This is a genomic window from Lysobacter sp. M2-1 (genome assembly GCF_022662495.1).
In the GTDB taxonomy this organism is placed as follows: Bacteria; Pseudomonadota; Gammaproteobacteria; order Xanthomonadales; family Xanthomonadaceae; genus JAKPBU01.
This window is the reverse complement of record NZ_JAKPBU010000001.1, coordinates 505,904-519,881: the sequence shown is the minus strand read 5'-3', so window position 1 is coordinate 519,881 and position 13,978 is coordinate 505,904. Positions and strand designations below refer to the sequence as shown.

Genomic DNA, 13,978 nt, shown 5'->3' with positions numbered 1-13,978 from the left:
CGGTCAGCGGTTCTGGGTTTCGGGCCGCGCATCGGCCGCCGGCTGCACCTTGTTGTTGATCGTCACTTCGGCGTCGTTGCGCAGCTTGAGCAGGCCGCTGGTCACGACCTGTTCGCCGGCCTTCAGGCCGTCGGTGACCGCGATCAGGTCGCCGCGGGTGGCGCCGGTCTTGATGAAGCGCTGCTTGACGATGAGCTTGTCGCCGGTCAGGGGCTTGCCCTGCATGTCCTTCTCGCCTTCGGCGCGCTTGGTCTTGGAAATCACGAACACCGCATTGCCGTACGGATTGAAGCTGACGGCAGTCTGCGGGATCACCACCACGTCGCGTTCGCCGCCCAGGTCGAAGCTCACGTGCGCGAAGCTGCCCGGGCGCAGTGCCGTATTGGGGTTCTGGAAGGTGGCCTGGGCGGTGAAGTTGCGCGTGTTCGAGTCGACAAGCGGTTCGATCGCGGTGATCCGACCCTCGAAGACCTGCCCGGGGATCGCATCGACCGTGGCGCGCACCGGAGTGCCTTCCATCACCTTGCCCATGTGTTGCTCGGGCAGGGTGAAATCGAGGTAGATCGGATTGAGCGCCTGCAGGCTCACGATCGGATCGCCGGGGTTGACGAACTGGCCCAGGTTCACCTTGCGGATGCCGAGCACGCCGGAGAACGGCGCGCGGATGGTCTTCTGCGCGATCAGCGCACGCTGGGCCTCCGCCTGGGCCTGGGCGGTGGCGGCATTGGTGGCGCGCGTCTGCGCTTCGTCCTTCGACACCAGCTGGTCCCTGGCGAGCTGCTGCCAGCGGTCGCGCTGCACGGCGGCGAGCTTTGCGGCGGCCTCGAGCGAGCGCAGGGTGGCTTCCTCGTTGGCCGTGTTGAGCCGCAGCAGCACGTCGCCCGCCTGCACCGGCTGACCGGCTTCGAACTCGAGCGAGCGCACCACGCCACCGGCCTCGGTGGTGACATCGGTGCCGTTGATCGCCACGAAGGTGCCCACCGCTTCGGCGTCGTCGCTCCAACGCTGGGTCTTGGCCACGTAGGAACTCACCGCCACCGCCGGCTGCGGCATGTTGTCGAAGAACGTGTTCATGCCGGCGCTCATCATGGCCTTGACACCGAACACGCCGCCGAACACCACCAGGGCGCCGATCAGCATCCAGATCATGCGTTTGCGCGTGGAAGCGGGGCGCTTGGGCTTGGGGGTGGACATGCGGGGGATCCTTGGAATCGTCGTTCGAACGGAAGGGGGTGTGCGCTGGCTGCCGCTGGAGCCTGACTTCCGGCACGGGCGGGATGGGGCGTCAAAGCTAGACTGCGCAGTATAGTAATTCTTCGCGAACGGAAACATCCATGCGCGCACGCACCGCGGTCGTCCTCAGCCTGGCCCTGGCGCTGCTCGCCGCATGTTCCGGCGAAGACAAGGCTGCGGGGGCAGGCGGGCAGACGCCAGCGCCAGAAGTCGGGGTGGTGACGCTGCAGCCCGCGGACGTGGCCATCACCAAGGATCTGGTCGGGCGTCTTGCCCCGTTCCGCAGCGCGGATGTGCGCGCCCGCGTGGCCGGGATCCTGCAGCGTCGGGTCTACGAGGAAGGCAGCGACGTCCGCAAGGGCCAGCTGCTGTTCGTGATCGATCCTGCGCCGCTGCAGGCGGCGCTGTCGCAGAGCCAGGGCGCGCTGGCCCAGGCGCAGGCGAGCTACGTCAACGCGAAGGCGGCTGCCGACCGTGCGCGTGGTCTGCTGCCGCAGAAGTTCATCTCGCAGGCCGACTACGACAATGCGCTGGCCGCGGAACGCACGGCGTCGGCGTCGGTGCAGTCGGCGAAGGCCGCGGTGCAGTCGGCACAAATCAATCTGGGCTATGCCAGCGTGCGCGCACCGATCGATGGCCGCGCCGGCAAGCAGCAGGTGACCGAAGGCGCCCTGGTCGGGGAGGGCAGCGCGACCCTGCTGACCACGGTCGACCAGATCGACCCGCTGTACGTGAATTTCTCGCTTGGCGTGTCCGAGCTGGAGCAGGTGCGCAGGGGACAGGCCGCTGGCGCAGGCAGCGAATCCGAAGTGCAGGTGATCCTGCCCGACGGCACGCCGTACGCGCGCATGGGCACGCTGGATTTCTCCGGCGACGTGGTCGACCCCGCCACCGGTGCGATCTCGCTGCGCGCACGCATTCCCAACCCGGACCGCAGCCTGCTGCCCGGCACCTATGTGACCCTGAAGGCCACGATGGGCGAACAGCGCGGCGTCTTCCTGGTGCCGCAGGCAGCGGTCCAGCGCGATACCAAGAGCGCCTACGTGCTGGTGGTCGGCAGGGACGGCAAGGTCGCGCGCAAGGACATCGCCGCCGAGCAGGCGCAGGGCGCGAACTGGGTCGTGAGTAGCGGCGTTGCGGCCGGAGACCAGGTGATCGTCTCCGGTGTGCAGAAGGCGCAACCCGGTCAGCCGGCCAAGGCCGTGCCGTGGAAGCCGGATACGCAACCCGCTGCGCAGCCCTCCGCGAAGCAGGACGACACGTCCGCCGCGGACGAGGGCTGAGCAACGATGTCCCGGTTCTTCATCAATCACCCGGTGTTCGCCTGGGTCATCGCGATCCTGATCACCTTGGGTGGCGTGCTCGCCATCCTCAATCTCGGGGTCGAGTCGTATCCGGAGATCGCGCCGCCGCAGGTGACGGTCAACGCGACCTATCCGGGCGCCAGCGCGGAAACCACCGAGCGCGCGGTCACCCAGGTGATCGAGCAGCAGCTCACCGGCATCGACAACCTCGAGTATTTCAGCTCTTCGTCCAGCGCCAGCGGTGGCGCGTCGATCACCCTGACCTTCAAGCCGGGCACCGATCCGGACATCGCCCAGGTGCAGGTGCAAAACAAGGTCTCGCTGGCGACGCCACGGTTGCCGACCGAGGTGATCCAGCAGGGTGTGGTGGTGGCAAAGAACAGCACCGGCTTCCTGATGGTGGCGGCACTGCGCTCCACCAACCCGGCCTACGACCGGGCGGCGATGTCGGACCTGATCGCCTCGCGCGTGCTCGACCAGATCGCGCGCGTCCCCGGCGTCGGCAGCACCCGGCTGTTCGGCGGCGAATACGCGATGAACATCTGGCTCAACCCCGACAAGCTGCAGGGCTATGGCCTGTCGGCCAGCCAGGTGCTCGCCGCGGTGCGCGGTCAGAACGTGCAGTTCGCGGCCGGCTCGGTGGGCGCGGCTCCGTCGCCGGAGCAACAGGCCTTCACCGCCACGGTCACCGCCGAAGGACGCTACAGCACCGCCGAGCAGTTCGGCGGCATCGTCCTGCGTGCCAACAGCGATGGCACCACCGTGCGCCTGCGCGACGTGGCGCGGGTAGAGAAGGGCACCTCGGTCCACGGCTTCGACCTGCGATGGAGCGGCATTCCCGCAGCCGGGTTCGCGGTGATCCTCGCACCCGGCGCCAATGCGCTGGGGGTGGCCGAGGAAGTGCGCGCGCGCATGGACGAGCTGCAGCAAACCTTTCCCGAAGGCGTCACCTGGTTCTCGCCGTTCGACAGCTCCACCTTCGTCCGGATCTCGATCGAGGAGGTGGTCAAGACTCTGCTCGAAGCGATCGCGCTGGTGTTCCTGGTGATGCTGATCTTCCTGCAGAACCTGCGCGCCACCATCATCCCGACCCTGGTGATCCCGGTCGCGCTGATGGGCACCTTCCTGGGCATGTACGCGTTCGGTTTCAGCATCAACCAGCTCAGCCTGTTCGGCATGGTGCTGGCGATCGGCATCGTGGTGGACGATGCGATCGTGGTGATCGAGAACGTCGAACGGATCATGACCGAGGAGGGACTCTCGCCCAAGGAAGCCACGCGCAAGGCCATGGGCCAGATCACCGGCGCGGTGGTGGCGATCACGGTGGTGCTGGCGGCGGTGTTCATCCCCAGCGCGTTCCAGGGCGGCAGCGCCGGCGCGATCTACAAGCAGTTCGCGGTGACCATCGCGATGGCGATGGGCTTCTCGGCCTTCCTCGCGCTGGGATTCACCCCGGCGCTGTGCGCGAGCATGCTCAAGCCCAGCGGCCATCACGCCTCACGCAACATCGTCTTCCGGGCCTTCAACAAGGTCTACGATCGCACCGTCAGGACCTATGTCGGCCACATCGGCAGCGCGGTCAGCCATGCGCCGCGCTGGATGCTGGTATTCGCGGTGCTGGCGGTACTGTGCGGCTTCCTGTTCATGCGCATGCCTGGCAGCTTCCTGCCGGAAGAGGACCAGGGTTATGCGCTCACGATCGTGCAGCTGCCGCCCGGTGCCACGCTGCAGCGCACCCAGCGCGTGTTCGAGCAGGTGCGCGGCAGGATGGAGAAGATCGAAGGCTATGACAGCATGATGCAGGTCGTCGGCTTCAGCTTCGTCGGCCAGGGCGAGAACGTGGGCATGGCCTTCGTCCGGCTCAAGGACTGGGACGAGCGCGAGAACACCGCGACCGAGTTCATCCAGCAGGCCAACGGCGCGTTGCAGGGCATCCGCGACGCGCAGATCTTCGTGGTCAACCTGCCCACGGTGCGCGGGCTGAGCCAGTTCGGCGGGTTCGACATGTACTTGCAGGACCGCACCGGGCGGGGCCGGCAGGCCCTGGGCCAGGCGATGGGCGAACTGCTCGGCGCGGCTGGTCGCAATCCGGCGCTGGCCCAGGTACGCCCCAACACCCTGGCCGATGCACCGCAGTTCAAGCTCGAGGTCGACCGGGTGCAGGCGCAGGCCATGGGCCTGTCGGTGGGCGATATCTACAACGCGATCCAGCTGATGCTGGCTTCGGTCTACGTCAACGATTTCGTCGACGAAGGCCGGGTCAAGCGGGTCAACATGCGCGCCGACGCCCCGTTCCGCACCGGACCCGAATCGCTGTCGCGCTTCTATACCCCGAGCACGGCCACCGCCGCCGACGGCAATGCGGCGATGATCCCGCTGTCCAACGTGGTCACGGGCAGCTGGATCAGCGCGCCGCCGTCGCTGGCCCGCTACAACGGCTACTCGGCGGTCAACATCAACGGCCAGCCCGCACCCGGCCGCAGTTCGGGCGAGGCGATGGATGCGATCGCGCAGATCGTCGAGAACGACCTGCCCGACGGCTTCGGCTACGACTGGACCGGGCAGTCCTACCAGGAAATCCTGTCCGGCAGCCAGGCACCGATGCTGATGGTGCTGTCGATCCTGGTGGTGTTCCTGTGCCTGGCGGCGCTGTACGAGAGCTGGTCGGTGCCGGTCGCGGTGCTGCTGGTGGTGCCGCTGGGGGTGCTCGGCGCGGTGGCGCTGTCGCTGCTGCGCGGCTTGCCCAACGACATCTATTTCAAGATCGGCCTGATCACGGTGATCGGCCTGGCGGCCAAGAACGCGATCCTGATCGTGGAGTTCGCCATCGCCGAACGGCAACTGGGCAAGCCGTTGCGCGACGCGGTGATCGAGGCAGCCAAGTTGCGCTTCCGGCCGATCCTGATGACATCGTTCGCCTTCATCATGGGCGTGTTCCCGCTGGCGATCTCCAGCGGCGCCGGCGCCAATGCCCGCCACGCGATCGGCACCGGCGTGATCGGCGGCATGCTGTTCGCGACCTTCCTGGGGCTGCTGCTGATTCCGGTGTTCTATGTGGTGGTGCGGCGCATCCTGGGCGACAAGCTGGACGAACCGCCGCGACTGGAGGCCGATACCGCGTGAGTGCGGCCGATGGCCCGGTCGAAACCGTGCTCGCACGCTATGCGCAGGCCGTGCGGGACAAGGACGTCGATGCGTTCGCCGCGCTGTACGCCGAGGACGTGCGGGTCTTCGACATGTGGGGCGCATGGTCGCTGCACGGCATCGAGGCCTGGCGCGACATGGCCGGCAGCTGGTTCGATTCGCTCGGCGACGAACAGGTAGTCGTCACCTGGAGCGCCCTGCAGGCCAGTGTTGCCGATGCGCTCGCCATCGGCCACGCGACCCTGACCTACACCGCGGTGTCGGCCGCAGGGCAGACGCTGCGCACGCTGGATAACCGCATCACCCTGGCGCTGCGCCGGCAGGCCGGCGAGTGGGAGATCTTCCACGAGCACACGTCCGCACCCATCGCACACGAGACGCTGCAGGCGATCCTGACGCGCGACGGCGCCTGACCAACGCCCGCGTCAGGCAACAAAAAACCCGGCAGGGGGCTGCCGGGTTCCTTGTGCGCGCGGGAGAGAGAAGCGCGCGATCTGCTTGCAGACACCCGTAGGCCGGGTGCCGGTGCGGCTTAGCGGCGGGTAGCCTTCTTGGTGGCCGTCTGGGTCGCCTTTTCCACTTCGGCCGAAGCCTTGGCGGTGGCGGCCTCGAACTGGCCCTTGGCGATCTGGCCGATGGCCTCGTTGGTCTTCACGGTGCGGCCGAACACTTCCTGGCCGGCGCTGACGCTGCGCTCGACGCTCTCGCGCGCAACCTGCACGCCCTTCGGCCAAACGGCCTTGAGGCCGTCGAAATCGCGCACTTCAGCTACTTCGCTCCAGAAGGCGAAACCGGCGGCGATGTTCTCTTCGAACGTGGCCAGCTGCAGGCCGAACGCCTTCTCGGCGTTTTCCAGGGCCAGGCGGTTGATCTGGCCGGCGACGTCGGCGAACTGGCGGGTGGCGGCGTTGAACTGCGACTGCGCGCCGCTGAAAGCGGTGTTGTCGAACTGGTACATGGCGGGTCCTCTGCGGTGCCCGGCAGGGAATGCCGGTTTTGTGCGGTGCAGCATACCGGGGTCTATGTTGCGGTGCAACATTATCCGCGACCGTTCGTCGGCGGATTCAGAAGCCGTTGGGATTCAGCCGGTTAAACGCGCCCTGGGCCGCGGTAACGGCAGCCGGCGGTGCAGGTCTCGTGCACCACCACCTCGTCCAGCCCGGGCAGGGCTGGCTTCAGCCGCTCCCAGATCCACACCGCCAGGCGCTCGCTGGTGGGATTGTCCAGGCCCGGGATGTCGTTGAGGTAGTGATGGTCGAGTTGGCGATACAGCGGCTCGAAGGCGGTTTTGACGTCGGCGAAGTCCATCACCCAGCCGGTGTGCGGGTCCAGCTCGCCGGCGACATGCAGTTCGATCCGGAACGAATGCCCGTGCAGGCGCGCGCACTTATGCCCTTCGGGCACGTTGGGCAGCCGGTGTGCGGCTTCGATGGTGAAGATCTTGAAGATGTCCATGGACGACCCGGGCGGCGCCGTGCAACCGCGAAACTTGAACTCCGGCGCCCGTCCAGGACGGCGAACCGGAGCAGATGAGGCGCTGCATGGTACACGCGGCCGAAACGACCAGGCGCATGGGCGAGCATGGGCCGACGACCGTGGTTCCGCTCTGCGCGACCGGCCATGGCACCATATCGGCATGCCGGACGCTCCCGTTCTCGATCTTGCAGCGCTCCGGCGTGGCTGCGCGCATTGCTCGCTGCAGCAGCTGTGCCTGCCGGCGGGCATCAGCCAGGACGAGCTGAGGAAGCTCGACGACATCGTCCGCCGACGCCGGCCGGTGGCCCCGGGTGAACGGCTTTACCGGCTCGGCGACCCACTGAGCGCGGTGTACGTGGCCCGCGATGGCGCGTTCAAGACCGTCAGCATCAGCGAGGAGGGCGATGAGCAGATCATCGGTTTCCATCTCGCCGGGGAACTCGTCGGCCTGGACGCGCTGGCCGCAGGTACCCATCGCTGCGAGGCGGTAGCGCTGACCGCGGCCAACGTGTGCGAGGTGCCCTTCGAGCAGCTCGCCGCAGTGGCGACGCAGTTGCCCGGTCTGCAGCAGCAATTGCTGCGCATCATCGGCCAGAGCGTGGGGCGCGACCACGACCACCTGGGCATGCTGGTGCGCCGTCAGGCCGGCGAGCGCATCGCCCTGTTCCTGCACGGGCTGTCGGAGCGATATCGCAACATTGGCCTGTCGCCCACGCGGTTCAAGCTGCCCATGAGCCGCGAGGACATCGCGCGTTACCTCGGCCTGGCGCTGGAAACGGTGAGCCGCGGTTTCACCCGGCTGCAGGAGGACGGGGTGATCGAAGTCGTCGGCCGCCGGATCGACATCATCGGTCCGGAAGAGCTCGATCGACGGGCGCACAGCGCCGAGCACGACGAACCCAGGCGCCGCGGGCGCGCCTGAGCCAGCGACAGGCCCCGCAAACGCGGGACGAACGGATTGTTCGAGGTCTTTATGCCGGCAGGCTACGGCAGCCCAGTGCCGCGAGCACGCCGTGCAGCGCGGGCGTCTGCATCAGCAGCGGTGCGGCCAGGGTCAGCACGCCGGCGAACAGCACGCACAGGCCCATTGCGGTACGCCAGCCACCGCGCTGCAATCGTTGTCCCACGCGCGCCCCGGCCCAGGTGAGCGGCAGCATCACCGGCAGCGTGCCCAACCCGAACGCGGCCATCGTCAGTCCGCCATGCAGCGCACTGGCCTGCAGCCAGGCCGCTGCGAGCAGGGTGGTACTGAGCCCGCACGGCATCCAGCCCCACAGCACACCCAGCGCGATGCGCTTGCCCGCGTTATCGGCCGGCAGGAAACGTCGCTGCAGTGGCCGCAGCCACTGCCAGAGACGTCCGCCGGAGGCGCCGAGGAAGGACAGCCGGCCGCGGCGATCGAGCAGGCGCAACGCCGCCACGATCAGCACCGCGCCCACCGCGGCGCGCAGCGCGGTAGTGAGCGGCGGCAGGCTGGCCAGATCGAGCAGGCCATGGCCGATCCCGCCCACCGCGACTCCGGCCAGGACGTAGCCGGCAATGCGGCCGAGATTGGGCTGCAGCGCCATCCACCAGCCGCCGCGCTGCTGCAGCGACAGGCCGGTGGCGATGCCGCCACACATCGCCGCGCAGTGCGCGCCACCGAGCAGCCCGCTGAGCAGGGCGCCACCGATCACCAGCCAGTCAATCGGCATCGGCGTGCTCCGCGGCTGGCGGCGTTGGCGCGCGGTCGTCGGCGAGGATATCGATCGCCGGCGTATCGAGGTCGTCGAACTGCCCGCGCCGCACCGCCCAGGCGAATGCCCACACGGCCACGGCCAGCAGCAGCACGCTCAGCGGCACTAGCAGCAGGAGAATATTCATGCGCGCACCTGGGCAGGGGCGGCAGTGGGTACGGTGTCGGAGTGTGTGGAGCGCGCGAGCCGCAGTGCGTTGAGCGTCACCACGAGCGAAGAAGCCGTCATGCCCAATGCGGCCAGCCACGGCGTCACCAGACCCGCCACTGCCAGCGGCAGCGCGAGTAGGTTGTAGGCGAGCGCCCACGCCAGGTTCTGGCGCACGATCTGCCGGGTGCGCCGCGCCAGATCGATCGCGGCAGGAATGCGGGCCAGCGTGGGCGACGCCAGAACCAGATCGGCGGTGCCTTGGGCCAGCGCCGCGCCTTCGCCCATGGCGATCGATACATCCGCGCCCGCGAGCACGGGCGCATCGTTGATGCCATCGCCGACCATCGCCACCACGCGTCCCTGACGCTGCAGCTCACGTACGTAGGCCAGCTTGGTCTCGGGCGTCTGCCGCGCGTGCGCGGCGTCGATGCCCAGGCGCGCGGCCATCCGGGCAACGGCCGCGTGTCCGTCGCCGCTGGACAGGTGCAGCTCGAGGCCTTCGCCGCGCAGGGCGGCCAGCGCCGCGCGGGCGTCGCCGCGCTCGCGCTCGCGCACCACGAAACGGGCGGCCGCCTGGTGGCCATCTCCGAGCCAGATCGCGCCATCGTCCTGGCGAGCGCAGGCGAATCCCGCCGCGCCGATGCGCCAGTGGATGCCATCGACCCGGCCTTCGATGCCGCGACCGGCAACGGCAACGACCTCGCTGGCGACCAGGCCATGCGCCGCGCCGTCCGCGTCGAGGAACGTCCGCGCCAGCGGATGCCGGTTGTCGCGCTCCAGCGCCGCTGCGATACGCAGCGCCTGGTCGCGCCGCAGGGCGCCGAACGACTCGATTTCCGCGATCTGCGGACGGCCGTCCCCCAGGGTGCCGGTCTTGTCGAAGACGACATCGGTGGCGCGCGCGAGCCGGTCCAGCGCATCGGCACGCACCGGCAGCACGCCCAGGCGGGCGAGCGCACCGTTGGCCGCGGCCAGCGCAGCGGGGATCGCCAGCGACAGCGCGCACGGGCAGCTGATCACCAGCAGGGCCAGGGTCACTTCGAACGCGCGCGACGGATCGTAGGCGCGCCATGCCAGATAGGTCGCCACGGCCGCCAGCATCAGCCCGAACACGAACCACGCCGCGATCCTGTCCGCCGCCCGCGCCAGCGGTGGGCGATGCGCCTGCGCCTGTTCGACCAGGCGCGCGAGCTGCGATAGCCGGGTGGCGCTGCCGGTGGCGCTAACCTGGATGCGGGCAGGCCGGTCGCGGCACACCGTCCCGGCGAATACCGGCGCCCCGGCGCGCTTGTGCACCGCGTGCGATTCGCCGGTCAGCAGGGCTTCCTCGAACCAGGCCTCGCAGTCCAGCAGCACGCCGTCGGCCGGTACCGATTCGCCGGACGCGATGCGGGCGATGTCGCCTTCGGCAAGCATTTCCAGCGGCACCTGTTCGCGGCTGCCGTCGGCGCGCTCGCGCGTGGCGAAGACGGGGCGCGCACGGGCGAGGGCATCCACCTGGGCGGTGGCGATGCCACGCACCCGCTGCTCGAGCATGCGCGCGGCGAGCAGCAGGAACACGAACATCACCGCCGCGTCGTACCAGACCTGCGGACCGCCACGCAGCGTTTCGATCAGGCTGGCGAAGTAGGCGAGCAGGGTGGAGCTGGCGATCAGCGTGTCCATGCCCAGGCGCCGCTGGCGAAGCTCGCGCGCCGCGCCAGCGAGGAATGGCCATCCCGCATAGAACACGACCGGCGTCGACACGAGGAAGGTGACCCAGCGCAGGAAGTCGCGCATCGCCAGCGACATGTTCGCGGCCGGATCAGCGGACGCCCCGCCCCAGACCAGGGCCTCGGCGAACATCATCGCCTGCACCGCGCCCAGCCCCGCGACTCCCAGGCGCAGCAGCCAGCGATTGCGCTCGCTGCGGCGTGCGCGCTCGCGCGCCTCGCCGGTGGCGAGGTACGGCTGGTAACCGAGCGCGATCAGCCGGCGCAGCGGCGCGGACAGTCGCGTGCGCGCCGGATCCCAGGCGATGCGGATGCGCCCCGTGACCGCGTTCGCGCTGGCTTCGAGCACGCCGGGTTCGCGCGCCAGCGCGCGATCGATGAGCCAGGCGCAGGCGGCGCAGCGCATGCCGTCGGCAAGCAGGGTCAGCTCGCACCCGCCGGGGATCGCGCGCGCATGCGCGGCCAGTATTTCCTCGCGATCCCACAGTTCAAGGCCGGCATCGTCGGCGGACACGCGCATGCCCGGTTCGCTGCGCAGGCGGTAGTAGTCGCCCAGCTGCGCATCGCGGATCCATAGCGCCGCCGCGGCGCAGCCGTCGCAACAGAAGGCGCGTTCGGCACCGTCGATGCGTGCGTGCGCCGCAGCGGGGGGCAGCGGCTCGCCGCAGTGGAAGCAGACCCGCGCGGCGAGCGCGGCGCCGCGCGCATCGAGCAGGCTTCCGGTTGCGGAGATCGTGGCCACGTTCAGTTCCCGGCGATCGCAGGCTGCAGATAGGCCGCCCGTTGCCGGGCCGTCCAGCGCCCCTGCAGTCGCCAGCGACGGTCGGACGGCGCAACCTGGATGTTCCAGTCGTGCGACAGGTCCACGGCGCCCTGCGCGCGCCAGCCGGTGGCGGTAGGCGCAAGCACGAAGCTGCGGTCGAGGCCGGCCTGCGACGGATGGTGCAGGGTGAGCGCGAGGGTGGCGCTGCGATCGAAACCGCCCTGCACCGGCAGCACCTCGACGGCGCCCGTGCCGCGGGTATCGGCGCGCACGATCGCGCTCAGCCGCATCTGCCGCGCCACGGCATCGGGCCCGAGGTCGGCCACCTGCACCTGGGCGGTGCGCCGGACCGTGTCGTCGACGACATCGTTGGTGCCCGAGGATCGCGAGGCCACCACCAGCATGGTGATCGTGGCGGCGATCGCCGCGACCGGAATCGCGACCACCAGCCAGACCATGGGTTCGCGCCACGCCGGGCGCTTGCCGGGTTTGGGGTCGGGTCCGGAGTCGGGTGCAGTTGGGTGGATGCGGGGGCTCATCGTACGGGTCCGAAGAAACTGCTCTCGATCGCCTGGCTGGCGCTGCCATCGGCTGCGCGCACGTCGAAATGCACGGTGTGTCGGCCCGAGGCGCCGGCTGGCGCGGTCACGATGAGCGGCATGGCAGCGACATCGCCGGCGGGCACGGTGATCGCGGACATCGGCTTGAGCGCGAGCCCGGCATCGTCGCTGCGCAGCTCGACCAGATAGCGCTGGGCGCGTTCGGTCTTGTTCACCAGCTTGAGCGTGTAGCTGTTCTCGATGCCGCCGGCGGTCTCGCGGTACAGCGCGTTGCGATCGCGCAGGACCTCGGCGATCAGCGGCGTGCGCGTGCCCACGCCCCAGGCGAACGCGCCCAGCAGTGCCAGCAGCAGCAGCCCGTAAATGAAGACGCGTGGGCGCAGGACCCGGGTCGGTTCCCCGTCGAGCGCGTTCTGGGTGGTGTAGCGGACCAGTCCGCGGGCGAAGCCCATCTTGTCCATCACCTCGTCGCAGGCATCCACGCAGGCGCCGCAGGCGATGCATTCGTACTGCAGGCCATTTCGGATGTCGATGCCGACCGGACACACCTGCACGCAGATGGTGCAGTCGATGCAGTCGCCCAGCTGCTCGCTGGTGAAGGCCGGCAGCGGTTCGGCTTCGGTCCGGTCGAAGGTGATCGTGCCCTTGGCGTGCGCGCGCGCATCCGCGGCGCTGGGGTGACGGCTCGCGCGGAACACGTAGTCGTAAGCGGTGATCTTGTCGAGCAGGCCACGCCCGCGCAGCAGCACATCGCCCAGCCCGCGCCTGCGCGGCCCACGCGGTTCGCCGCGCATCGGGTCGTAGGCGATCAGCAGGGTATTGCGGTCGAACATCGCGCTCTGGAAGCGCGCGTACGGGCACATGTACTTGCACACCTGCTCGCGCAGGAAGCCGGCATTGCCCCAGGTCGCAAATGCGTAGAACAGGACCCAGAACGTCTCCCAGCCGCTCCACGCGGGTCCAGAGCCGGCGAACGGCACCAGGCGCGCACCGAGTTCGGTGATCGGGGTGAAGAAGCCGACGAAGGTGAAGCCGGTCCACAGCGCGAACACCGCCCACAGCGAGTGCTTGGCCGCCTTGCGCAGCAGCTTGCGCGCCGACCATGGCGCGGCGTCCAGCTTCATGCGCGCGTTGCGGTCGCCTTCGGTCCAGCGTTCCATCCACAGGAAGGTCTCGGTCCATACCGTCTGCGGGCAGGCATAGCCGCACCACAGCCGTCCGGCCAGGGCGGTGAAGAAGAACAGCGAGACGCCCGCGATGATCAGCAGCAGCGCCAGCAGCGGGAAATCCTGCGGCCAGAAAGTCAGGCCGAAGACGTGGAACTTGCGCGCCGGCAGGTCGAACAGCACCGCCTGGCGGCCGTCCCAGCGCAGCCACGGAAACGCGTAGAACATGCCCAGCAGCCAGATCACCGCCGCCGTGCGCAGGCGGTCGAAGCGGCCGTGCACGTCGCGCGGATACACCTTGCGTTCGCTGACGTAGAACGAGCCGGCTTCGTCTGCCAATGCGATGTCGATGGACTTGGTCACCGGTGTTTCCAGTTCGGCACGAAACCCGCGCTCAGCGCAGCGCGCGGTTGAAGCGGCTCGCCGGCCGCAGCAGCCACCAGGTGAACAGACTGGAAGACGCGGTCGCCAGCCAGAACATGAAGAAGCCGACCGTATAGCCCAGCCCGCGCGTCAGCGGCAGCGTGGGGAAGGTCAGGTCGCGCAGCGCCAGCGGATCGACGAAGGCGAAGAACTCCATGGTCGCCACCCCCGCGGCGAAGAAGCTCGGCCACAGGATCGCGCCCAGCCGCTGCGCGAGCGGCCGGCGCGGATGGTCGAAGCCGGGCGCGGCAACGGGCCCAGCTTCCGGAACGCGCGGCGGGATCGATGCGCTCATGCGCGCCCAGCGTCCA

13 protein-coding genes are annotated in these 13,978 nt (G+C 69.1%); 4 read left to right on the top strand and 9 right to left on the bottom strand.

Features of this window, described 5'->3' with window-relative positions; translation table 11 throughout:
* Positions 1–3 precede the first annotated feature (3 nt).
* Positions 4–1,194 (bottom strand): efflux RND transporter periplasmic adaptor subunit, encoded by a 1,191-nt coding sequence (locus tag MC375_RS02285; RefSeq protein ID WP_242101656.1) that lies wholly within the window; start codon positions 1,192–1,194, stop codon positions 4–6.
* 140 nt (positions 1,195–1,334) lie between these two features.
* Between MC375_RS02285 and MC375_RS02280 the strand changes: the two genes are divergently transcribed.
* From MC375_RS02280 to MC375_RS02270, 3 genes are read left to right on the top strand one after another with little or no spacing between them, the layout of a single operon-like run.
* On the top strand, positions 1,335–2,516 hold the full coding sequence (locus MC375_RS02280; protein WP_242101655.1) for an efflux RND transporter periplasmic adaptor subunit: 1,182 nt from the start codon (positions 1,335–1,337) through the stop codon (positions 2,514–2,516).
* Between the two features lie 6 nt (positions 2,517–2,522).
* Entirely contained in the window at positions 2,523–5,660 is a 3,138-nt protein-coding gene (locus MC375_RS02275) for a multidrug efflux RND transporter permease subunit (RefSeq protein ID WP_242101654.1), read from the top strand.
* Positions 5,657–6,094 (top strand): nuclear transport factor 2 family protein, encoded by a 438-nt coding sequence (locus MC375_RS02270; protein ID WP_242101653.1) that lies wholly within the window; start codon positions 5,657–5,659, stop codon positions 6,092–6,094. Before MC375_RS02275 ends, MC375_RS02270 begins: the two co-directional genes overlap by 4 nt.
* 119 nt (positions 6,095–6,213) lie before the next feature.
* Here the strand turns inward: MC375_RS02270 and MC375_RS02265 are convergent, their stop codons facing one another.
* A complete protein-coding gene (locus MC375_RS02265; protein ID WP_242101652.1) occupies positions 6,214–6,639 on the bottom strand; it encodes a phasin family protein in 426 nt (141 codons plus the stop codon).
* A 131-nt stretch (positions 6,640–6,770) separates the two neighbouring features.
* On the bottom strand, positions 6,771–7,136 hold the full coding sequence (gene queD, locus MC375_RS02260; RefSeq protein ID WP_242101651.1) for a 6-carboxytetrahydropterin synthase QueD: 366 nt from the start codon (positions 7,134–7,136) through the stop codon (positions 6,771–6,773).
* A gap of 181 nt (positions 7,137–7,317) precedes the next feature.
* Between queD and fnr the strand changes: the two genes are divergently transcribed.
* Positions 7,318–8,079 (top strand): fumarate/nitrate reduction transcriptional regulator Fnr, encoded by a 762-nt coding sequence (gene fnr / locus MC375_RS02255; protein WP_242101650.1) that lies wholly within the window; start codon positions 7,318–7,320, stop codon positions 8,077–8,079.
* A 49-nt stretch (positions 8,080–8,128) separates the two neighbouring features.
* On the opposite strand, the gene MC375_RS02250 is transcribed toward fnr, so the two are convergent.
* The 6 genes from MC375_RS02250 to MC375_RS02225 are packed head-to-tail and all read right to left on the bottom strand — an operon-like array spanning position 8,129 to position 13,962.
* Positions 8,129–8,851: a sulfite exporter TauE/SafE family protein gene (locus MC375_RS02250; protein ID WP_242101649.1), complete on the bottom strand. Its 723-nt coding sequence runs from the start codon at positions 8,849–8,851 to the stop codon at positions 8,129–8,131.
* On the bottom strand, positions 8,841–9,020 hold the full coding sequence (ccoS, locus tag MC375_RS02245) for a cbb3-type cytochrome oxidase assembly protein CcoS (RefSeq protein WP_242101648.1): 180 nt from the start codon (positions 9,018–9,020) through the stop codon (positions 8,841–8,843). The genes MC375_RS02250 and ccoS overlap by 11 nt, the downstream gene beginning before the upstream one ends.
* On the bottom strand, positions 9,017–11,497 hold the full coding sequence (locus MC375_RS02240) for a heavy metal translocating P-type ATPase (RefSeq protein ID WP_242101647.1): 2,481 nt from the start codon (positions 11,495–11,497) through the stop codon (positions 9,017–9,019). Before MC375_RS02240 ends, ccoS begins: the two co-directional genes overlap by 4 nt.
* A gap of 2 nt (positions 11,498–11,499) precedes the next feature.
* Positions 11,500–12,057 carry a FixH family protein gene (locus MC375_RS02235; RefSeq protein ID WP_242101646.1) on the bottom strand — a complete coding sequence of 186 codons (558 nt, stop codon included), beginning with the start codon at positions 12,055–12,057 and terminating at the stop codon, positions 11,500–11,502.
* Positions 12,054–13,607, bottom strand: coding sequence for a 4Fe-4S dicluster domain-containing protein (locus MC375_RS02230; RefSeq protein WP_242101645.1), 1,554 nt, complete (start codon positions 13,605–13,607; stop codon positions 12,054–12,056). Before MC375_RS02230 ends, MC375_RS02235 begins: the two co-directional genes overlap by 4 nt.
* 31 nt (positions 13,608–13,638) lie before the next feature.
* Positions 13,639–13,962: a hypothetical protein gene (locus MC375_RS02225; protein ID WP_242101644.1), complete on the bottom strand. Its 324-nt coding sequence runs from the start codon at positions 13,960–13,962 to the stop codon at positions 13,639–13,641.
* Between the last annotated feature and the right edge of the window lie 16 nt (positions 13,963–13,978).

What these genes read in the sequence shown, in the direction of transcription:
- MC375_RS02285 (WP_242101656.1), bottom strand. Translation starts at nt 1,194, where the DNA reads ATGTCCACCCCCAAGCCCAAGCGCCCCGCTTCCACGCGCAAACGCATG.
- MC375_RS02280 (WP_242101655.1), top strand. Translation starts at nt 1,335, where the DNA reads ATGCGCGCACGCACCGCGGTCGTCCTCAGCCTGGCCCTGGCGCTGCTC.
- MC375_RS02275 (WP_242101654.1), top strand. Translation starts at nt 2,523, where the DNA reads ATGTCCCGGTTCTTCATCAATCACCCGGTGTTCGCCTGGGTCATCGCG.
- MC375_RS02265 (WP_242101652.1), bottom strand. Translation starts at nt 6,639, where the DNA reads ATGTACCAGTTCGACAACACCGCTTTCAGCGGCGCGCAGTCGCAGTTC.
- queD (WP_242101651.1), bottom strand. Translation starts at nt 7,136, where the DNA reads ATGGACATCTTCAAGATCTTCACCATCGAAGCCGCACACCGGCTGCCC.
- fnr (WP_242101650.1), top strand. Translation starts at nt 7,318, where the DNA reads ATGCCGGACGCTCCCGTTCTCGATCTTGCAGCGCTCCGGCGTGGCTGC.
- MC375_RS02250 (WP_242101649.1), bottom strand. Translation starts at nt 8,851, where the DNA reads ATGCCGATTGACTGGCTGGTGATCGGTGGCGCCCTGCTCAGCGGGCTG.
- ccoS (WP_242101648.1), bottom strand. Translation starts at nt 9,020, where the DNA reads ATGAATATTCTCCTGCTGCTAGTGCCGCTGAGCGTGCTGCTGCTGGCC.
- MC375_RS02235 (WP_242101646.1), bottom strand. Translation starts at nt 12,057, where the DNA reads ATGAGCCCCCGCATCCACCCAACTGCACCCGACTCCGGACCCGACCCC.
- MC375_RS02225 (WP_242101644.1), bottom strand. Translation starts at nt 13,962, where the DNA reads ATGAGCGCATCGATCCCGCCGCGCGTTCCGGAAGCTGGGCCCGTTGCC.